Source organism: Agarivorans aestuarii, from assembly GCF_019670125.1.
Classification (GTDB): Bacteria; Pseudomonadota; Gammaproteobacteria; order Enterobacterales; family Celerinatantimonadaceae; genus Agarivorans; species Agarivorans aestuarii.
Genome location: NZ_AP023033.1, coordinates 536,125 through 555,081 on the forward strand (window position 1 = coordinate 536,125; position 18,957 = coordinate 555,081).

At 42.2% G+C, this 18,957-nt stretch carries 19 protein-coding genes; 11 read left to right on the top strand and 8 right to left on the bottom strand.

Features of this window, described 5'->3' with window-relative positions:
- Positions 1-79 precede the first annotated feature (79 nt).
- Together K5609_RS02605 and cutA are read right to left on the bottom strand one after the other, a co-directional pair.
- On the bottom strand, positions 80-1,873 hold the full coding sequence (locus K5609_RS02605) for a protein-disulfide reductase DsbD (RefSeq protein WP_221075833.1): 1,794 nt from the start codon (positions 1,871-1,873) through the stop codon (positions 80-82).
- A complete protein-coding gene (cutA, locus tag K5609_RS02610; protein WP_220719151.1) occupies positions 1,849-2,169 on the bottom strand; it encodes a divalent-cation tolerance protein CutA in 321 nt (106 codons plus the stop codon). Before cutA ends, K5609_RS02605 begins: the two co-directional genes overlap by 25 nt.
- A 193-nt stretch (positions 2,170-2,362) precedes the next feature.
- Here cutA and K5609_RS02615 point away from each other — a divergent pair, with 193 nt between their 5' ends.
- The gene (locus K5609_RS02615) at positions 2,363-2,845 is read left to right on the top strand and encodes an FxsA family protein (RefSeq protein WP_016402037.1); all 483 of its coding nucleotides are present in this window, start codon (positions 2,363-2,365) and stop codon (positions 2,843-2,845) included.
- 72 nt (positions 2,846-2,917) lie between these two features.
- On the opposite strand, the gene K5609_RS02620 is transcribed toward K5609_RS02615, so the two are convergent.
- On the bottom strand, positions 2,918-3,100 hold the full coding sequence (locus K5609_RS02620) for a hypothetical protein (protein WP_016402036.1): 183 nt from the start codon (positions 3,098-3,100) through the stop codon (positions 2,918-2,920).
- Between the two features lie 331 nt (positions 3,101-3,431).
- On the opposite strand from K5609_RS02620, the gene K5609_RS02625 reads away from it, so the two are divergent.
- The 3 genes from K5609_RS02625 (at position 3,432) to K5609_RS02635 (ending at position 6,861) form a co-directional block, all read left to right on the top strand.
- Positions 3,432-3,722, top strand: coding sequence for a co-chaperone GroES (locus K5609_RS02625; protein WP_221075834.1), 291 nt, complete (start codon positions 3,432-3,434; stop codon positions 3,720-3,722).
- Between the two features lie 52 nt (positions 3,723-3,774).
- Positions 3,775-5,433, top strand: coding sequence for a chaperonin GroEL (gene groL / locus K5609_RS02630; RefSeq protein WP_221075835.1), 1,659 nt, complete (start codon positions 3,775-3,777; stop codon positions 5,431-5,433).
- 237 nt (positions 5,434-5,670) lie between these two features.
- The gene (locus K5609_RS02635; RefSeq protein ID WP_221075836.1) at positions 5,671-6,861 is read left to right on the top strand and encodes a tyrosine-type recombinase/integrase; all 1,191 of its coding nucleotides are present in this window, start codon (positions 5,671-5,673) and stop codon (positions 6,859-6,861) included.
- A gap of 60 nt (positions 6,862-6,921) precedes the next feature.
- Here the strand turns inward: K5609_RS02635 and K5609_RS02640 are convergent, their stop codons facing one another.
- The 5 genes from K5609_RS02640 to kdgR all read right to left on the bottom strand — a co-directional run bounded on the left by K5609_RS02640 (position 6,922) and on the right by kdgR (position 12,504).
- A complete protein-coding gene (locus K5609_RS02640) occupies positions 6,922-7,596 on the bottom strand; it encodes an oligogalacturonate-specific porin KdgM family protein (RefSeq protein ID WP_221075837.1) in 675 nt (224 codons plus the stop codon).
- A 34-nt stretch (positions 7,597-7,630) separates the two neighbouring features.
- On the bottom strand, positions 7,631-8,815 hold the full coding sequence (locus K5609_RS02645; protein ID WP_221075838.1) for an alginate lyase family protein: 1,185 nt from the start codon (positions 8,813-8,815) through the stop codon (positions 7,631-7,633).
- A gap of 244 nt (positions 8,816-9,059) precedes the next feature.
- On the bottom strand, positions 9,060-9,764 hold the full coding sequence (locus K5609_RS02650; RefSeq protein ID WP_220719145.1) for an exonuclease domain-containing protein: 705 nt from the start codon (positions 9,762-9,764) through the stop codon (positions 9,060-9,062).
- A 6-nt stretch (positions 9,765-9,770) separates the two neighbouring features.
- Complete coding sequence (locus tag K5609_RS02655) at positions 9,771-11,639, bottom strand: DUF294 nucleotidyltransferase-like domain-containing protein (protein ID WP_221075839.1); 1,869 nt, start codon at positions 11,637-11,639, stop codon at positions 9,771-9,773.
- Positions 11,640-11,718: 79 nt separating this feature from the next.
- A complete protein-coding gene (kdgR, locus tag K5609_RS02660) occupies positions 11,719-12,504 on the bottom strand; it encodes a DNA-binding transcriptional regulator KdgR (RefSeq protein ID WP_221075840.1) in 786 nt (261 codons plus the stop codon).
- A 244-nt stretch (positions 12,505-12,748) separates the two neighbouring features.
- Between kdgR and kduD the strand changes: the two genes are divergently transcribed.
- The 7 genes from kduD to K5609_RS02695 all read left to right on the top strand — a co-directional run bounded on the left by kduD (position 12,749) and on the right by K5609_RS02695 (position 18,858).
- Positions 12,749-13,510 carry a 2-dehydro-3-deoxy-D-gluconate 5-dehydrogenase KduD gene (gene kduD / locus K5609_RS02665; protein WP_221075841.1) on the top strand — a complete coding sequence of 254 codons (762 nt, stop codon included), beginning with the start codon at positions 12,749-12,751 and terminating at the stop codon, positions 13,508-13,510.
- A 19-nt stretch (positions 13,511-13,529) separates the two neighbouring features.
- Positions 13,530-14,045 carry a YgjV family protein gene (locus tag K5609_RS02670; RefSeq protein ID WP_246611936.1) on the top strand — a complete coding sequence of 172 codons (516 nt, stop codon included), beginning with the start codon at positions 13,530-13,532 and terminating at the stop codon, positions 14,043-14,045.
- An 11-nt stretch (positions 14,046-14,056) separates the two neighbouring features.
- Complete coding sequence (locus K5609_RS02675; protein WP_220719141.1) at positions 14,057-14,377, top strand: cupin domain-containing protein; 321 nt, start codon at positions 14,057-14,059, stop codon at positions 14,375-14,377.
- 42 nt (positions 14,378-14,419) lie between these two features.
- The gene (locus K5609_RS02680; protein WP_221075842.1) at positions 14,420-15,061 is read left to right on the top strand and encodes an RpiB/LacA/LacB family sugar-phosphate isomerase; all 642 of its coding nucleotides are present in this window, start codon (positions 14,420-14,422) and stop codon (positions 15,059-15,061) included.
- Between the two features lie 142 nt (positions 15,062-15,203).
- Positions 15,204-16,133, top strand: coding sequence for a 2-dehydro-3-deoxygluconokinase (gene kdgK / locus K5609_RS02685; RefSeq protein WP_221075843.1), 930 nt, complete (start codon positions 15,204-15,206; stop codon positions 16,131-16,133).
- Between the two features lie 11 nt (positions 16,134-16,144).
- Positions 16,145-16,768 carry a bifunctional 4-hydroxy-2-oxoglutarate aldolase/2-dehydro-3-deoxy-phosphogluconate aldolase gene (locus K5609_RS02690; RefSeq protein WP_220719138.1) on the top strand — a complete coding sequence of 208 codons (624 nt, stop codon included), beginning with the start codon at positions 16,145-16,147 and terminating at the stop codon, positions 16,766-16,768.
- Between the two features lie 323 nt (positions 16,769-17,091).
- Positions 17,092-18,858: a sodium:solute symporter family protein gene (locus tag K5609_RS02695; RefSeq protein ID WP_221075844.1), complete on the top strand. Its 1,767-nt coding sequence runs from the start codon at positions 17,092-17,094 to the stop codon at positions 18,856-18,858.
- Positions 18,859-18,957: the final 99 nt, after the last annotated feature.

Here is an 18,957-nt window from a genome sequence, read left to right on the forward strand (position 1 = left end):
GCTTATCTCGAACAAAATTTCAACACCAAAGATCAACAGACCCTAACAGAAAGCCACCCGAAGGTGGCTTTTTTATGGCTTATAAACCGTTAAGAATTAAATGTGCACTAAAGGCTTCGGCGTTCATAAAGCCGGTGACTCGGGCTTGTTTTAACTCTTCACCGCTTTGATCAAACAGCAATATTGTTGGCAAACCTAACACTTCATAATGATTGAGCAGCTTAACCGCGGTGGCGTTTGTTTGAGTAACATCCGCTTGGATTAACACCATTTTATCTAGCTTGGCAGCAACTTGCGGAGCGTGAAAAGTCTTATTCTCAAAATCCTTACAGGCGGTGCACCAGTCAGCATAAAAATCCACTAAAGCGGGTTTGCCCTGTTCGGCTGCTAGCTGCAGTTGCTGCTGCATTTCTTCTAAGTTGCTCACTTGAATAAACTCTCCCTGCTGCTGGGCTGGCGCGGGAGCAAACCAAGGTTGAGCGGCCCACAATAAGCTGATTGCCATTATTGCCAGCAGCAGTAGTTGCCTAAAGGTTTGCCAGCCACTTAATAAGGCTAAACGGTTTTGGTGGTAGTAATAGCCACTCGCGCCAATCACTAAGGCAGCCCACAGGATGCGTATAGCTTCACTAGATAAAAAGCGTTCTAGCATTAAAATCGCAACCGCAAGCAGCATTACCCCAAAGAAAGTTTTTACGTGATTCATCCACGCGCCAGCTTTTGGCAGTAAACGCCCACTGCTCGCGCCTAGTAGCAATAGTGGTAAGCCCATTCCTAAGCTCAAGCTGTATAGGGTAATAGCGCCTAAGGCGAGGTCGCCACTTTGCGCTACGTAAATAAGTACTCCAGAGAGTGGGGCGGCGGTGCAAGGCGAGGCGACTAGGCCAGATATCATGCCCATAATGGCAGCACCAGATAAAGAACCTGCTTGCTGTTGGTTACTTAAGTCATTCAACTTTTGCTGCAAGCTGTTGGGCAGTTGCAGATTAAATAAGCCAAACATCGATAGCGCTAGCACCACAAATAACACAGCTAAGCCGCCTAATATAACCGGGTGTTGCAGTGCCGCTTGAAACTGTAGACCCGCGCTGGCCACCACTAAGCCTAGGGCGGTGAAGGTAGCCGCCATACCTTGCACGTAGGCCATCGATAAACTAAAAGCGCGCTTAGTGCTTAGCTGTTTACCTGCACCGGCAATAATGCCGGTAAGAATGGGATACATGGGAAATACACAAGGCGTAAAAGCGAGGCCAATGCCTAATACAAAAAACAGCAATACATTTAGCCAAATATTGTTGTTGGTGAGGCGATCGGCCAGCACCCATTGTTGGCTAATGGGTACCGAGCCTTCGTTGTTTGCAATTGGTGCAGCTGGTGTTGTGCTGGGCGCTTGTGTTGCAGCATTAGCAGCTGAAGATTGTGAAAGAAAAGCTTGCTTGGTTTCTGGCGGGTAACATAAGCCGGCTTCGGCACAGCCTTGATAAGTGACCTGAATATTATTGGCTTGATTTAGCTGGTTAAGCGGTACAGAGAAAGAGACATCTTGCGGGTAAATAAACACTTCACCAAAGTAAGCATCGTTATATAGCTTGCCTTGTGGCAGTAGCTTGCTTAAATCAATCGATTGGCCGTCAGCCACAACTTTAAACTGAGCTTGGTAAAGATAGTATTGCTCGGCAACTTGCCAACTAAGGTGCAGGGCACCGTCTTGCTCAATAAAGTTGAAGGCAAAAGCGCTATCTACAGGTAAGAATTCATTCGCATTAGAACTAGGAGAGGCCTTTAGGCCGGGCAGTTGGTCGAGTAGGTTGTCGGCAATACTCGGTAAGCTCAAACAGAGCAAAAATACTATTGTAAAGAATCGTTTAGCCATTTCAGGTAGTCACTCGCTCCTTGTTCAATGGGTAGCGCAATAAATTCTGGGCAATCATAGGGATGATGCTGTTTAAAATAACACTGTAAGGAATGTAAGCAGCGTAAATTGGTTTTAATTTGCAGCTGTACCTCACTACTGGATTCAATATTGTCTTGCCAGCGATAAATAGACCTGACTTGCGGCAAAATATTAACACAAGCCGCCAATTTTTTTTCTACAAGCTGCTGCGCAAAGTGCTGAGCAGCATCTACATTATCAAAAGTGGTGAGAACTAAATAGCAAGCGGTTTCCATATTGAGCCTCTGGTAAGCAGATGTCACTTTGAGTGTAGAAAGTAGCTATTGAAGCGCCATTAAATAAGCGAAATGTCTTGTTGTTTGCTGGTTTATTGAGCATAAGCCTTTAAATTTGCTCCAACTGCCCTCATATTTTACCCTTAAGGTGAAGCAGATTTTCAGCTTCTCCATGACTTTGAGGAACTACGCCTTGTTTTTATATGTATTTTTATTGTTTGCTGGCCTGTCTTACGCAGAAATTTATGTGTTAATTCAGGTGGGCAGCCAGATGGGCGCGTTAAGCGCTATTGCCTTAACCATTCTTACTGCATTGGTTGGTGCATCTCTAGTTCGTAGCCAAGGATTACAAACCGCTTTTCAGGCGCGTTCGGCAATGGAGCGAGGAGAAACCCCTGCTCAACAAATGATTGAAGGCCTAATGCTAATCATTGCAGGTGCAATGTTAGTGATGCCTGGCTTTATTACCGACTTCTTCGGTTTGCTTATTTTACTACCGCCACTACGAGCGCTATTGGCTGCTCGAGTGTTAAAGTCTCAGGCCTTAAAAATGCAGTCTATGCGTTTTCAAACACCTGGAGAGGGCAATGTGAAAGATGCCAACCCACCTAGCGGCAAGGTTGATAATAAGCCAGGCAGCACCATTGAGGGTGAGTTCGAAAGAAAAGACGATTAATAGCAAAATTTGGATAAAAAAAAGAAGGGCAATAGCCCTTCTTTTTTTTATCGATAATTGTTGCTCAGGCAATTAGTGCCTTTGTGTTACCACACGAGGATTCAAGCCTTTGCTGGTAGACAAAAACGAATCAAACTCGTCGGAACGTAGATGCTCTTCGGCTTCTTTAACGCTACCTTGAAAAGGTAAGTAAACAGTTTTCTCTTTGCTTAGAAAACCACTTAAACGCTCAAATGCAATATAGATTTGCTGCATAATCAAGTGCTCCCGCTGTTACGCCAAATAAAACCAACATTTGTTATTAGTTTGTTATCTAATTGTTGGTATAACTGTCTAGTACGACCAGTCGCTGTGATCCTGCTCAAATTTTTGTCTGGGTTCAAGTGTTTTTTGTAAAATTTGTAACTGAAAATGTTTTCATTTTGATATTGGCCAAGTTTTTAAGACAAAAAACCAAAAAAAAATTGCTAGCAACCCTTGTATGCAGCGTTTACGCCCCCATCTTAAATTCAACATTAAAGCTTTGTAGCCCTTGGCTGCATTTTCATAGACAAAACACGATTGTTTTATTTAAGGAGAGATAGCAATGAACATCCGTCCGTTGCATGACCGCGTTATCATCAAACGTAAAGACCAAGAGAATAAATCAGCTGGTGGCATCGTGCTTACTGGTTCTGCGGCAGAAAAGTCGACTCGTGGCGAAGTACTTGCTGTAGGCAAAGGTCGCATGCTTGACAATGGTGAAATCCAAGCCTTAGACGTAAAAGTTGGTGACACTGTTGTATTCAACGAAGGCTACGGCGTTAAAACTGAAAAAGTTGACGGCGAAGAAGTGCTGATCATGTCTGAGTCAGACATTCTAGCAATTGTAGAATAATCTCCCTTTTTTCTGGTTAAGAAAAAGCTGAACGAATATTAGGAAAGGTATCATGGCAGCTAAAGACGTAATTTTTGGAAATGATTCTCGCAGCAAAATGCTAGCGGGTGTAAACGTACTAGCAGACGCAGTTAAAGTTACATTAGGTCCTAAAGGCCGTAACGTAGTGCTAGACAAATCTTTTGGCGCACCAACCATCACTAAAGATGGTGTTTCGGTAGCTAAAGAGATCGAGCTAGAAGACAAGTTCGAGAACATGGGCGCACAAATGGTGAAAGAAGTTGCTTCTCAAGCCAACGATGCCGCCGGTGATGGTACTACTACCGCTACAGTATTGGCTCAAGCCATTGTAAACGAAGGCCTAAAAGCCGTTGCAGCTGGCATGAACCCAATGGATCTTAAGCGCGGTATCGACAAAGCAGTTATTGCAGCAGTAGAAGAACTTAAAGGTTTGTCTGCTCCTTGTGCAGATACTAAAGCGATTGCCCAAGTAGGTACTATCTCTGCTAACTCTGATACCACTGTTGGTAACATCATTGCTGAAGCAATGGAAAAAGTGGGTAAAGAAGGCGTAATTACTGTTGAAGAAGGCCAAGCGCTAACTGATGAGTTAGACGTGGTTGAAGGTATGCAGTTTGACCGCGGTTACCTATCTCCTTACTTCATCACCAACCAAGAAAACGGCACTGTTGAACTAGACAACCCGTTCATTCTATTGGCTGATAAAAAAATCTCTAACATTCGCGAATTGCTTCCTTTATTAGAAGCACTAGCTAAAGCGGGTAAGCCATTGCTTATCATTGCTGAAGATCTAGAAGGCGAAGCGCTAGCGACTTTAGTTGTAAACAACATGCGCGGTATTGTTAAAGTATCTGCTGTTAAAGCGCCTGGCTTTGGTGACCGTCGTAAAGCTATGCTACAAGACATCGCTATTCTAACCAACGGTACTGTTATCTCTGAAGAAGTTGGCCTAGAGCTAGAAAAAGCTACTTTAGAAGATTTAGGTAGCGCTAAGCGTGTAGTTATCTCTAAAGACAACACAACTATCATTGATGGTGTTGGTGAAGAAGCTGCTATTCAAGGCCGCGTTTCTCAAATTCGTCAACAAATCGAAGAAACCTCTTCAGACTACGACAAAGAAAAACTTCAAGAGCGTGTAGCTAAACTAGCTGGCGGTGTTGCAGTAATTAAAGTTGGCGCTGCCACTGAAGTAGAAATGAAAGAGAAGAAAGACCGCGTAGAAGACGCACTTCACGCTACTCGCGCAGCGGTAGAAGAAGGTGTTGTAGCGGGCGGTGGTGTTGCACTAGTACGCGCCGCGGCACTAGTAGCTGGCCTAGAAGGTGACAATGAAGACCAAAACGTAGGTATTCGCTTAGCACTTCGCGCTATGGAATCTCCACTTCGCCAAATCGTAACTAACGCAGGTGACGAAGCCTCTGTAGTAGCGAATAAAGTGAAAGAAGGTGAAGCGAGCTTTGGTTACAACGCTGGTACTAGCGTATACGGTGACATGCTAGAGATGGGTATTCTTGACCCAACTAAAGTAACCCGTTCTGCTCTGCAGTTTGCTGGTTCTGTTGCTGGTTTGATGATCACTACCGAATGTATGATCACTGACAAGCCAGAAGACAAAGCTGCTGGTGGCGCTCCAGATATGGGCGGCATGGGTGGCATGGGTGGTATGGGTGGCATGGGCGGCATGATGTAATCATCGCTCCAGCTATTCATAGAAACTCATGAAGTTTCTTAAAGCCCGTAAAGCATTGCTTTACGGGCTTTTTTATTCCTTTAGTTATTCAGTTAGTATCATGCTATTTCATAAAGCGTCAAAATTGGTGGGGTACAAAGTGGGGTACAAAGTGGGGTATCGTCTATAGTAGGACTTCAATTTATTTGCTATATTTTTGTAAATACCCCACTTTATACCCCAAAAGTACCCCACCTTATGGCCTTAACTGCTTTAGAAATCAAGTCAATATCTTGCCCAGAAGGTAAGTCTAGCTCTAAAAAATATGATGCTAATGGATTGTTTTTGTTGGTTAAATCTAGTGGGTCTAAGCTTTGGCGCTTGCGTTACAAATTCGCTAACAAACACCAAGAAATGGCTTTGGGAAAGTACCCCAATGTCAGTTTAGTTGAAGCAAGGGGCTTAGCTAAAGATGCTCACCTAATGCTCGCTCAGGGTATTAACCCCATGGACGAAAGGCGTAAAGCGAAAAAGAAGCATAGCTCACCCGAAAAAACGTTTGAGTGGGTTGCTTTACAATGGTGGGAAAAACAAAGAGAAGCATGGTCCGAAGAGCATGCTAATAGAATAAAGCGTTGGCTAACCCGAGATGCAAAAGAGATATGCCAATTAGCCATAGAAGAAGTTGATGCTGGGCACATCACCGAATTGATGCTTTCGATTGAAGCCTCAGGAGCTCCAAAGAAAGCTCCGACCATTTTATCTGTAGTTAATCGAGTATTCGCTCACGCTTTAGCTCATCGTTTGATTCGAAGTAATCCTGCTCAGGGGTTATCACTAAGAGATATCATCGCACCTTTACCCAAAGTCAAACATCAAGCCGCTATAACAAACGAGAATGAACTAGGTGCTCTCATCAGGGATATCGACAGCGATCGTTCTAGCGGTTATTGCACGATAGAAGCATTACGTCTGATTCCAAGGTTATTTTTAAGGCCAAAGGAAATTCGACATTTAAAGTGGTCGTATATAGATTTTGAAAACAAAATTATCCGGATCCCGGCTGAAAATATGAAGCGAGGGAGAGAGCATTTGGTGCCATTAGCCACGCAAGTGGTTGAGCAACTTAAGAGTATAAGGCTTGTCACTGGATACTCTGAATTTGTGTTTCCTAGTGAGAGGGATGGCAACAAGCCAATGAGTAAAAACGTAATGACAAATAGGCTTCGGTCTTTAGGTTACTCAGCCGATGTTATCTCTGCGCATGGTTTTAGAAGTACAGCATCAACATTACTGCACGAGCAGGGGTGGAAACATGACGTTGTTGAAGTGCAACTTGCTCATCTAATCGGCTCGGCTACTTCCAGAGCTTATAACCGTGCATTGTATTTGAAGAAGCGAAAAAAAATGATGCAGAAATGGGCGGATTACTTAGATTCACTCAAATAAATCGATGTTTGGGAACTAACCAGTACAATCGTACTGGTTAGTAACGAGGGGAGTTGTTGCTTAGAAGCTGTAGGTGATGCCTACACGGCTTCTTAATTGACGGTCGCTGCTTTTTGATGATACTGAAACATTACCAAATTCTGCGTATGGGCGAAGATTCCAATCTTTGCCTTTATAGCCAATTTGGAAAAGTAGATCCCAATTCGTATCATCGTTGTCAAACAGCACTTGGTCATCTAGGCCTTTTTCATAGTTACCTTCCAAGCCAAATTGGAAGTAGTTGTAGTTATAGTTTAGGTTTGCGGTAATTTTACTTTTTTGTTCTCCGCTTTTGTCCTTCTCATCCGTAAAGCGGCGAAACTCATGGCGATAACGTAACCTTGCTCTTAAACCAGAATCAAATTTGTATTGAACACGAAGCTGAGGTTTAAACGTTACGTGACCTGGGAAAAAGGTAATTGGCATGCCTGGGATTAGCATCCATTTCTCATCTATTTTGTATTTATAGCCAAAGTCAAATTCATTCCCCTTTGACTCCCAGTCAGAAAAAATATGGCCATGTTGCATGGCCTCTACCCCAAAATAATAATTACCTACACCAGCACCTAACTTAATACGACTAGCGTATTTTTCAGTATCGTGTTTATATTCCTGACGAAAGTCTAATGAAGCTGCAGACACGGAACCTGCCGATAATAATAGGGTAGTGATTAGTGCTATTTTTTTGATTTTCATACTGTGCTTTCCTTGTACGATTTATATTTATTGGTTATTTAAATAATAAATTTTGGATGTTTTTCTGATTGGCTTTGTCTTTTTTCAGTTCGCTAATAGCGTCTGAAAAAATAGGGTCGTTATAGGCTTTATTTGCAAAAAGCATATTGGTGTAGGCTTTGGAGGCTTGAAATCCTTTTAGCTCTTTATAGTCCCACTCCTCAGAGGCCATGGCGTATTTAGCTACGTACTGATAACCTTTTTTAAGTGAGTGTTTGTCTACTTCATAATTCCAAACATCTACACCAACTACATCGCCGTAATGGCCCAACAAGCTATAGGCTTGCAAATTGAAGTTTGAATAGTGCCAAGGCTTGGTGCGCTCTAATTCTGCGTGTTGTTGGCCGTGCATGTTGAATTGAGTTCCAATTCTTCGCATTTGTGTGACTCTAAGTCGCTTCTTAGCAGTATCTAAGTCACCGGTAAATATCGCAAAAGCGACAACTTGAGCGTCGTACCAAGTACCGTGATTGTTATGCCAGTTATCTTCTTCAAAGCCGTTATTGCTGGTGATTAACCAAGTGTTGAACTCTTTAAACCAGTTATTAATTGCAGTGTATTGTTCGCTTGTTAACTGTGCTTTTAGTATCTCTACACTATCTACCACGCCAATTAGCAGTCGGCTATCAATGATCCCAATGCCGCGCCCGTCTACAATTCCAGGAATCGCCTGAGCATGATTCAAGTTTGGATTCATGCGAGTTTCTTGATCAATAAACCATGCGTTTAGCTGATCAATCGCTTTGCTGGCATAGTCGTTTTTGCCAGTGAAGTAATATGCCAAACCAAGGTTAGTTACATCTTTTGTGAAGCGAATAAATCGCTGTTTGTCGGTGGCCGCTGTTTTTGTAGCCATGTTGTATTCGCCATCACGGCGAATGTAGGGCAGCCCATCTTTTGTATCCGGATTCGGCCACCAGTATGGTCCAAAGCTAAAATAATCGTGTGGGTCTCCACTAGCGGGAAGAAGAGTTTTGTTGGTAACAGGGTCTATGTCGGCTTTAAGCGCTTTTTCTGCTTTAGCTATTAATGTGGACAAAGCCTCAGCTTTATTGTTGAGGTTGTCTTTGTTGTACTCGAGAGCTGCGCTGTCGTAAGTGATGAATTTCGTGTTCTCTGCAAATCCTTGAGAAACATTTAGTGCACTAAGCATAGTGATTAACATTAATGTTTTTTTCATGCCTTTCTCCTTATGAACTGTTGTACTGATTATAATGAAAAGGTGTTTCAAAAAAGTGATCTAGTAAACGATATAGAAAATTTATATGATGAAAAAGGGTTTAAATAGAGGGTGACAAAGTGGTGCAGTATAGACAGAGTATTATTTTTAGCGGTTTTTTGACTGTTTTTTAATGTATTCACACATCTAGATTTAGGATAATGTGTAATTCAGGGGGTTGATAAGAACGCTGAGGTATTGATTGTTAGCTTTTGAGTAGTTTAATAGAAGCGCCGTATTGTTCTAATTTTAATTTTTTTATTTGAACTATAAATAGCTCAGCACATGATAGGGCATCGATTGCCGCCGAGTGAGCTGAGTATTCTGGTAGCTTATAATGATTCCTCAAGTCGCCGAGGTAATAACTAGAGTGAAGCCTAGTGCGCCCCGCAAAACTATATTTTTTCTCTATTTCTAAAGTGTCGAAATAATGACAAGGAAGCTCAGATAGCTGATAGCGTTCCAAAAAGTATTTTTTTAGAAAGCCTTTTTCAATAACAGCGTTGTGGGCAAGAACGACTTTACCGCGAATGGTATTAAGTAGCTTGTCTATTGCCAAGTCTAGCGGTTGTCCTTTGTCGAGTTGATTGGAGGTTATTCCGTTTACTTCTGCTGTTTTGGCTTGCACGACCTGTTGATTACAAATGAAAGTTTCACTGGCCGTTGCTAGGTTAATCGACTCTGTGTTGAAGTTAACTGTTCCGATCGACAGCATTTTGTCCTTACTAAAATCTAAACCGGTAGTCTCGATGTCCAGTGCCACAAACTCTAACTGAGATATTGGCACTGATAAATCAGCCAAAGGCGTTGCCATATATTGTTGAACACTCTTACTCCAAACCGCGGAGGGGGTGAGTGATCGTCTTAGTTGCTCCATTGGCGGTTGAGATGAATGCTTAAACCACTTCATTGTCTCTTAGATACCAGCTAGAAATTTTAGTTTGGCGACATCTTGCAATTGACTGATAATTTTGAAAGCTTCTTTAAGGTGTTTACGTTCGAAGCTAGAAAACTCAGACGGAGATATGTGATTGTCAGGCAGTCCTCCATTTTTTAGTGCATTCAGCTGGTGGCGAAATCTTACTTGTGAAATAAAGCGGTAGGCTTGAATGATGTTATCGCAACTATCCTGCGATAAGCTTCCTTTTTCGGCGGCATAACGAAAGCGTTCTTCGGTTCCAGTTAGTGAACCTTGCACTTTTAAACTGAAGATTCTGGCTAAATCAATAATCAGGTTTAACGCATATTTTTTTATGTTAAGGGTGTTTGAATGTTCACCGCCTCTTTCTAATACCAAACTATTAAAGATGCCTAATGGAGGATTAATGGTAATCGCGTCCTTGACTAACGCGACTAGAAAACCTGGGTGGTTTTGTATGTGTTGGTGCATAGCTTGGTGTATTGACTCTACAAGTGTTGGATCGCCATAAATTGAGCGAATTTCGAGAAATACACTGATATTCAATAGTTGGTTGTATTCTGGGCTTTTCACCCACTTTCGGTAGTAGTCTTTCCAGCATGAGATTTTTTGGCACCAACTAGGTGTCGCCGCCATAAACTTTCCGCTACACAGTGGATAACCACAGGCATGTAGGCCGTTACACACTTTCATTGCGAGGTGCAGGAAGTAAATGCGGTCTTCTTCGCTTGCTTCATCAGCAATAACAATGGCACTGTCTTGATCGGATAATAAGTGAACTTCATTACGGGCATGCGATCCGGCTACCAACCAGGCATAAGGGCAAGGGGCTGCTCCCAGTACATCTTCAGTTAGTTGAATTATTCGGCGAGTAAAGGCATCCATAATCATAGACATAACATGCCCTTGAACTTCAGCACTCACCCCGCTTTCAACCAATGCTTGAAAGATGGATTGTTTTTCCCCTTTCAAGCTAGCAAGCCCTTCTATAGACCTTGTATATTTAATTTTTTCGATCAGGAAAAGTGATTGAGTTTTATGGTTATGAACAAGGTGTGAGGTAGTCAGTAAGCCTGTGACTTGTTTACCGGTAAGCACCGGTAAGCAGCGAATATTGTATTGCAGCATTAGGGAAATAGCATGAATGATTTTTTCATCACTTTGAATCAAGGTGGGGTGTTTATTCATGACTAAAGAAATCGCTTCATTCGTATCTATATCTGCCGCGATGACATTTTTGGTCATGTCACGGTCTGTGACCATGCCAACAATTTCATGTTCCCGCATAATTACTGCGCATGAACTTGCTTGTTTACCACACATATGACGCGCTACGTCTTTTATGGGGGTGTCAGCGCTGACAATAGTGATATTTTCGCTGGCGACTTCACTAACATTGCGATAAAACAGTGCGGTATCTTCTTTTTTTACCGTGGAATTAATCGCACTATGTAGTCGATTTCTACTTTGTACGGCAAAATAGTCTTTGCATTCAGGATACTCTTCACACACTCGCTTTAGCTGCTCATGGGGAATTAAGTACAGCAGCGAGTCCTCAATGGCATTAGCTTGATAACCATCTTCCGCTTTAGTCATTGGGTCTAAGAATGTAAAGCCAAATTGGTCTTCCTCACCTAATTTAGCTTTTAATATGCCAGAGGGAGCGCGTTGCTCAATTGCCCCAGTACGTATTATGTAAAGAAAGCGCTGTTTGCACAAAGCACTAAATGCAATGCTTTCATTCTTTACTAAGTACCTTACCTGCACCTCCTTGGCTAAACTGTCAACAGCATGTTTGGGCAATTTGTCGAAAGGGTCAATATGGCTGATGAATGCGCTTATATTAGGTGAGAGTGTGTTAATCATTTGGTATCTCTATTTAATGAAACGCTGTTTCATTAAACTTATAGCACAAAAAAAAGCAGCTCTAAAGCTGCTTTTAAGATTATTGAATGGGATAGTCCTTAAACCCTAGTTGCTCCGAGATTTTCCTTCCGGCTGAGTGCAACAGCTTAATGTAGTGAGATTTTTTATTTTCATCAAAGCGAATAGTGGGGAAAGAAATTGATACGCCTGCGATAATATTGCCAAAGCGGTCATATACTGGTGCCGCGATACAGCGCAGGCCAGGTTCTTGTTCTTCGTTATCTTCCCCAAAGTGTTGTTGTTTTACCTTGGCCAACTCTTCGATTAGTTGCTCAACATTTTCTAGGGTGTTAGGGGTACTTTTTACAAACTCCACATCTGAAAATGTATGACGAATAAAGTCTTCTTCGCGATTCGATAATAAAACTTTACCGATTGCTGTGGTGTGGAGTGGGTTTCTGCGACCAACGCGAGAGTGCATTCTTAGTGCGTAACTAGAGTCGATTTTGTGAACATATATGATAGTGCCTTGGTCAAGAGCTCCTAGGTGAATCGTTTCATTTGTTTCGTCGGATATAATACGCATTTCTTTTTCAGCGATGCTTACTAAGTCAACCCACTCGAGAGATTTTGATCCTAGCTCAAATAACTTCAGTGTTAATGAATACTTATCTGCTTCGCCCTGTTGTGAGACATACCCAAGCATCTTCATCGTTTGAAGAAAACGGTAAGTGGTAGCTTTGGACATCATCAAGCGGTGTGATAATTCTGATACACCTATTTCCTTTTGTTCACCTAACATCTCAAGGATATTAAACACCTTAAGAACTGATGATACAGCCTCAGGTTGAGTGGATTTGTCCAAGTCGTTCTCCCTTCAAATTTTATCTATCAAAGAAGAATAGCAAAGTTCAAAAATTTTGAAAAGACCTTTCAAAAAAATAGAATCACAGCAAGAGGCTAATCACAAATACAACAACAGTTACAAATATTTTTGAAATGATGTTTCAAAAATATTTGTAACTATGCCGAATTTCTTTTATTGTATGACTATATTCAGTGAGCGAAACTAAAATTCGCCGCTTTAAAAACACAGTGAGGATAAAAACATGGTGTTAGAGTCATTTAATCTGCAAGGAAAAGTAGCAATAGTAACCGGTTGTGATACGGGCTTGGGTCAAGGTATGGCTCTTGGTTTAGCTGAAGCGGGTTGTAAAGTTGTTGGCGTTAATTATGTTGAGCCTACAGAAACTATTGAAATGATGCGTGCAGCAGGTCATACATTTTTTGATCTGCGAGCAAACCTGCTACAACAAACAGATATTCCATTAGTGATTGATAAGGCAATTACTGAATTTGGCAAAATAGATATTTTAGTTAACAACGCCGGTATTATTCGCCGTAATGATGCGATTGAGTTCTCAGAGCAAGACTGGGACGACGTGATGAATATTAATTCAAAAACTGTTTTCTTTATGTCTCAAGCCGTTGCTAAGCAGTTTATTTCTCAGGGTACTGGTGGAAAAATAATTAATGTTGCATCTATGCTGTCTTACCAAGGTGGTGTCCGCGTACCTTCTTATACTGCATCTAAAAGTGCAGTGATGGGAATTACTAGGGCGATGGCTAATGAGTGGGCTCAGTATGACATTAATGTTAATGCCATTGCTCCTGGTTACATGGCCACCAATAATACTCAGGCCTTACGTGAAGACGCTGAGCGGAGCAATGCGATTCTTGACCGCATTCCAGCCGACCGTTGGGGCACTCCTCAAGATGTTGCTGGTCCATGTGTCTTTCTTGCTTCAGCAGCTGCTGATTATATTAATGGCTATACCATCGCTGTTGATGGCGGCTGGTTAGCCCGCTAGTCATAGAGGTAGAGTGCATATGATGAGTTTAGAGATAACTGCGCAAGCATTTGGCCTGCTTAGTTTTGTGCTAGGTCTTTCTACTTTTTATCAAAAAGACGATAAGAAACTGAAGGTAGTAATGCTCATCTTTAATCTCAATCATGTTGTGCATTACTTGTTGTTGGGGTCAATTGTTTCGGCTTTAGGGGCATTGCTCTCGGCCGTTAGAACTGCAACAGCTATACATTTTTCATCGAAAAAGTTCGCCTTTATATTCATTGCCATCAGTGTCGTTAGTGGGCTGGCCTTGGCTGATAATGTTTGGCAGCTATGGCCAATAGTTGGCACGGTTATTGGCACTTACTCGGTGTTTGTACTCAAAGGAATCAAGTTACGAATAGGTTTTTTACTGGGAGCCTGTTGCTGGTTAATCAACAACATCCTTGTTGGTTCAATCGGCGGTACATTGTTGGAAATGTCGGTGATCATGATGAATACCGTGACAATTTGCCGCTTATACAGAGAACAGCACACCAAGATCGTAGCGAATTAATAGGTATAAATATGTTTGTTTACAATAATCAAATTGAATTAGAAGACTTAGGCGAAGGTGTTTCACGTAAGATTTTGGCACATAGCGACAATATGATGGCCGTAGAGGTGCATTTTGAGAAAGGTGCTATTGGGGCTATGCATAGTCATCCTCATGAACAGTTAACCTACGTACTATCTGGTGAGTTTGAATTCACAATTGGCGGTGAAACTAAGGTGGTGAAGGCGGGTGACACTATGTACAAAGAGCCAAATGTTGAACACGGTTGTGTTTGTCTAGAGGCGGGTATTCTTATCGATAACTTCACCCCTATGCGTAAAGATTTCGTTTAATTATTTTAACTTTTTGAGCATCGTTTGGTGCAGGAGAACTATATGAAAATTGCGTTGATGATGGAAAATAGTCAAGCCGCTAAAAATGCAACAGTATTTGAGCAGCTTAATACCGTGGTAAAGCCTTTAGAGTATGCGGTATTTAATGTAGGCATGAGCGATGAAAACGACCACCATCTTACCTATATTCACCTTGGAATTATGGCGAGCATTTTAGTTAACTCAAAAGCTGTTGATTTCATTGTTACCGGTTGTGGTACAGGTCAAGGTGCCATGATGTCCCTGAATATTCATCCTGGAGTGGTTTGTGGTTACTGCTTGGATCCGTCAGATGCTTTTCTATTTAACCAGATTAATAATGGGAATGCTTTAGCGTTGGCCTTTGCTAAAGGTTTTGGGTGGGGAGCTGAACTCAATGTTCGTTATATTTTTGAGAAAGCATTCACCACTGGCGAGCGTGGCATGGGTTACCCGCTTGAGCGCGCCGAACCTCAGCAACGCAATGCTGGTATTCTTAACCAGGTTAAGGCTGCCGTGATAAAGGATGATTACTTAGAGGCACTGCAAGCTATCGATCGTGATTTAGTTAAAACAGCTGTGTCTGGTGAGCGCTTTCAACAATGCTTCTTTGAACATTGTCAGGTACCAGAAATAGAAAGCTATATCAGATCGATTTTAGATTAATGCCAATATTATGGCTGGCTGTGTTATTCGCTTGATGACTTCGATTGTGTTTCGCTGTAAATAGATGGCGAGCGATTAACTGCAACTCACAGTAATCAAGCGAGTGTTGGGTTAACTCTCTAAATGGTAGTAGGAAATTGTAATGCCCCCAAGTTGTCGTGTAGCCGTGATCGGCGAGTGTATGGTAGAGCTTAAAAAAGTGTCGGGTAACTTAGAGCAAGGGTTTGGCGGTGACACTTTAAATACGGCTGTATATTTATCTCGATTAACTAAAGCTAACGGTGTTGTCACTTCTTATGTAACTGGCTTGGGGCGTGACCCGTTTAGCTTAGCCATGCTTAATGCTTGGAAAGGCGAAGCCTTGAATACTGATATGGTGTATCTCTCCGAGGATAAATTGCCGGGGATCTATGCCATTGAAACCAGTGATGATGGCGAGCGTAGTTTTTTCTATTGGCGTAATGACTCTGCCGCAAAGTACTGGATGCATGGGCTAGAACCCAGCCAGTTAGCGAGCGAGCTTTCTAAACATCAAACCTTGTACTTGAGCGGTATTAGCTTAGCCATTTTGCCTAAGGAATATCGTCAAAAGCTAATTGATGCGCTAACTATTTGTAGAAAAAATGGCAGTAAAGTGGTGTTTGATAATAATTATCGCCCGACATTGTGGGGTGATCGTGCTGAAGCACAACAGTGTTATAGCCGCATTCTCACTATTACCGATGTCGCATTGTTGACCTACGACGACGAGGTGATGCTCTGGGGTGATGAAACAGAAAAGCAAACTATTGCTAGAAGCCAACAATTTGGGGTTACAGAGATTGTCGTCAAACGTGGCCCAGAGGCTTGTTTAGTTGTAACTGATAAAGGGCTGCAAGCTGTTGCAGCCAACTTAGTAGAAAATGTTGTCGACACTACCGCGGCTGGTGATTCATTTAGTGCTGGTTATTTGGCTAAACGACTTAGCGGTGGTGATCCTATTCAGGCTGCTAAAGCGGGTCATGCTCTCGCTGGCAGCGTTATACAATTTCGCGGAGCGATAATACCTCGCGACGCTATGCCTACAATTTAAGGAAGATTTTTATGGCAACGATTAGTCAACGCTTGAGTGAGATCAAGGTGGTACCTGTTATTGCTATCAACGATGCATCAAAGGCAGTAAAACTTGCAGAGGTACTCATTGAAAATGGCCTCCCGTGTGCAGAGGTGACCTTTAGAACGGAACAGGCTGTTGCCGCTATAATGGCGATGCGTGAGGCTTACCCCGAGATGCTGATAGGCGCTGGAACCGTATTAAATGTTAAGCAGGTTAATCAAGCAATTGATGCTGGTGTTGATTTTGTGGTTAGCCCTGGTTTCAATCCTACAACGGTAAGGTATTGCCAACAGCGTGGTATGCCCATTATTCCTGGCATTAACAACCCTAGCTTGGCAGAGCAAGCGATGGAACTCGGCTTAGATACCTTAAAGTTTTTTCCTGCTGAACCATCTGGTGGAGTTGGAATGCTAAAAGCTTTAAGTGCCGTTTACCCGATTAAATTTATGCCAACAGGTGGGGTAAACCCACAAAATGTAAAAGAGTACTTGGCCTTATCTAGTGTAATAGCATGTGGTGGCACATGGATGGTTCCTAACAAGCTCATTGATAACCAAAGCTGGGATGAGCTCGCATCTTTAGTTAGAAATGTAGCCTCTGTGATAGCTTAGGCAATGCTTTGTCCTTAATTCCCTCCTTTGCTTACTGATTAACTTGATAGTTTTTTAGTAAGCAATTCCTTAGCTTACATGATATTTGGAGATAGTTTTAACTTATTGTTTTAACTAAGTATGTTGTGAATTCCAATGCATGCTTTAAGACTATTTAGTGTTTCTACTTTATCTGCGATACACATCTATTTTCCTAAAAACTAGCAACGTCTAGATCACAAATTCCCTTAAATTCCCTTTAATATGACTAGTTACTGTCTATTATTGAAACATTGTTTTAAAAAATTAATTCAAATGCTTGTTAAAATGAAAAGGAATTCAAGATGAATATCGATATGCTCGTAGTGGGCGTCTATTTTATCTTCATGATAGCGATAGGGGTCATCTTCAAACGATTTGCTGGTAGCTCTACTAGTGACTACTTCCGCGGGGGCGGCAAAATGCTTTGGTGGATGGTAGGTTCCACAGCATTTATGACGCAGTTTAGTGCTTGGACATTTACAGGAGCAGCGGGTAAAGCGTTCACGGATGGCTTCCCTATTATGGTTGTGTTCATGGCCAATGCGTTTGGTTTTTTGCTTTCTTGGTTGTACTTTTCTTACCGCTTCCGCCAAATGCGGGTGGTGACTCCTATCGAAGGGGTACGCCGTCGTTTTGGCACAACCAATGAACAAGTCTTTACCTGGGCAACCATGCCAACAAGCATTGTTTACACCGGTATTTGGTTAAATGGTTTAGCGCTGTTTGTTAGTGCAGTATTTAAAATTGATATTGAAACCACCATTGTTGCCACAGGCTTAATTGTTCTGTTTATTTCGGTGATTGGTGGAGCATGGGGTGTAGTAGCTTCAGATTTTGTACAAATGGTCGTTATCATGGCGGTAACGGTTGTGTGTGCGGTGGCTGCATTAGTGAAGATTGGTGGTCCATCGAACTTAATTGAGCAATTCCCCGCAGAGAGTATTATGGGCTCAGGGATGAACTACCCATTACTGTTTATCTCTTGGTTTATCTTCATGTTCGTTAAGCAATTGCAAAACATCAATAACATGCAAGACTCATATCGATTCTTAACTGCTAAAGACTCTGTGAATGCGCGTAAAGCCGCTTTACTAGCCTTTGTGTTAATGCTAGTGGGTCCAGCGATTTGGTTCCTACCTCCTTGGGTAACCGCAGTTATTTATCCTGATGCAGCGACAGCGCATGCCGCAGAGTTAGGTAAAAAAGCGGCCGATGCGGTGTACTTGGTTTTTGTTGAAAAAGCGATGCCAGTAGGCATGGTTGGGCTGCTAATGTCTGCTGTTTTTGCAGCCACTATGTCATCTATGGATTCAGGCTTAAACCGTAACTCAGGCGTATTTGTACGTAACTTCTATGCGCCTATCATCAACAAAACTGCAGATGATAAGAAGTTAATGCGAGTGAGCCAACTAGTGACGCTGGTATTTGGCGTACTGATTATTATGGTGGCACTGTTCATCAACTCCCTACGAGGCTTAAGCCTATTTGATGCAATGATGTACGTGAGTACCTTATTGCAAATGCCAATTTTGGTGCCGTTATTCTTTGGTATGTTTATCAAGAAAACGCCAGATTGGGCGGCATGGGCCACCTTGGTTGTGGGCATGATAGTGTCTTACTTGGTGAGTTTTGTCTTCACGGCAGAAGTGATAAATAACTGGTTAAATCTAGAATCGCCATTTACTGGACGTGAAGCGAAAGACTTAAAAGTACTCTTAGGTATTGTGGGTCACTTGGTAATTACAGGCGGGTTCTTCTGTCTTACTACTAAATTCTACAAAGCGCCAAAAGCAGAGCGTAGCAAAGAGCTAGCGGCTTTCTGGAATGATGTAGATACCCCAGTGATTGAGGGTGCAGGTCAAGACGAAATGGATCGCCAACAGCGTGAGATGTTGGGCAAATTAATCTTGGTATTTGGTGCGCTTGTGAGTGCGATGGTACTGATACCAAATCCATTCTGGGGACGTATGGCCTTTGTGTTCTGTGGCTTGGTGATTGTTACGGTGGGTAGCTTATTACTAAAAAGCGCTAGATCAACAGTAAAGTTACAAACTAGCTCAGTAGTCTAGATTCAACGCGCATCATTGAAGATGCGCTCATCCTTTCTTTATAAACGATATCAATACATGAGGGCCGCTATAAGTAAATAGCGCCTCTTATTAGTCAAA

Bases quoted from the DNA above. Each gene is read 5' to 3' on its own strand.
- groL (WP_221075835.1), top strand. From the start codon at position 3,775: ATGGCAGCTAAAGACGTAATTTTTGGAAATGATTCTCGCAGCAAAATG.
- cutA (WP_220719151.1), bottom strand. From the start codon at position 2,169: ATGGAAACCGCTTGCTATTTAGTTCTCACCACTTTTGATAATGTAGAT.
- K5609_RS02620 (WP_016402036.1), bottom strand. From the start codon at position 3,100: ATGCAGCAAATCTATATTGCATTTGAGCGTTTAAGTGGTTTTCTAAGC.
- K5609_RS02655 (WP_221075839.1), bottom strand. From the start codon at position 11,639: ATGATTAACACACTCTCACCTAATATAAGCGCATTCATCAGCCATATT.
- K5609_RS02640 (WP_221075837.1), bottom strand. From the start codon at position 7,596: ATGAAAATCAAAAAAATAGCACTAATCACTACCCTATTATTATCGGCA.
- K5609_RS02670 (WP_246611936.1), top strand. From the start codon at position 13,530: ATGATGAGTTTAGAGATAACTGCGCAAGCATTTGGCCTGCTTAGTTTT.
- K5609_RS02645 (WP_221075838.1), bottom strand. From the start codon at position 8,815: ATGAAAAAAACATTAATGTTAATCACTATGCTTAGTGCACTAAATGTT.
- K5609_RS02680 (WP_221075842.1), top strand. From the start codon at position 14,420: ATGAAAATTGCGTTGATGATGGAAAATAGTCAAGCCGCTAAAAATGCA.
- K5609_RS02695 (WP_221075844.1), top strand. From the start codon at position 17,092: ATGAATATCGATATGCTCGTAGTGGGCGTCTATTTTATCTTCATGATA.
- K5609_RS02650 (WP_220719145.1), bottom strand. From the start codon at position 9,764: ATGAAGTGGTTTAAGCATTCATCTCAACCGCCAATGGAGCAACTAAGA.
- K5609_RS02625 (WP_221075834.1), top strand. From the start codon at position 3,432: ATGAACATCCGTCCGTTGCATGACCGCGTTATCATCAAACGTAAAGAC.
- K5609_RS02635 (WP_221075836.1), top strand. From the start codon at position 5,671: ATGGCCTTAACTGCTTTAGAAATCAAGTCAATATCTTGCCCAGAAGGT.
- K5609_RS02605 (WP_221075833.1), bottom strand. From the start codon at position 1,873: ATGGCTAAACGATTCTTTACAATAGTATTTTTGCTCTGTTTGAGCTTA.
- K5609_RS02675 (WP_220719141.1), top strand. From the start codon at position 14,057: ATGTTTGTTTACAATAATCAAATTGAATTAGAAGACTTAGGCGAAGGT.
- kduD (WP_221075841.1), top strand. From the start codon at position 12,749: ATGGTGTTAGAGTCATTTAATCTGCAAGGAAAAGTAGCAATAGTAACC.
- K5609_RS02690 (WP_220719138.1), top strand. From the start codon at position 16,145: ATGGCAACGATTAGTCAACGCTTGAGTGAGATCAAGGTGGTACCTGTT.
- kdgK (WP_221075843.1), top strand. From the start codon at position 15,204: ATGCCCCCAAGTTGTCGTGTAGCCGTGATCGGCGAGTGTATGGTAGAG.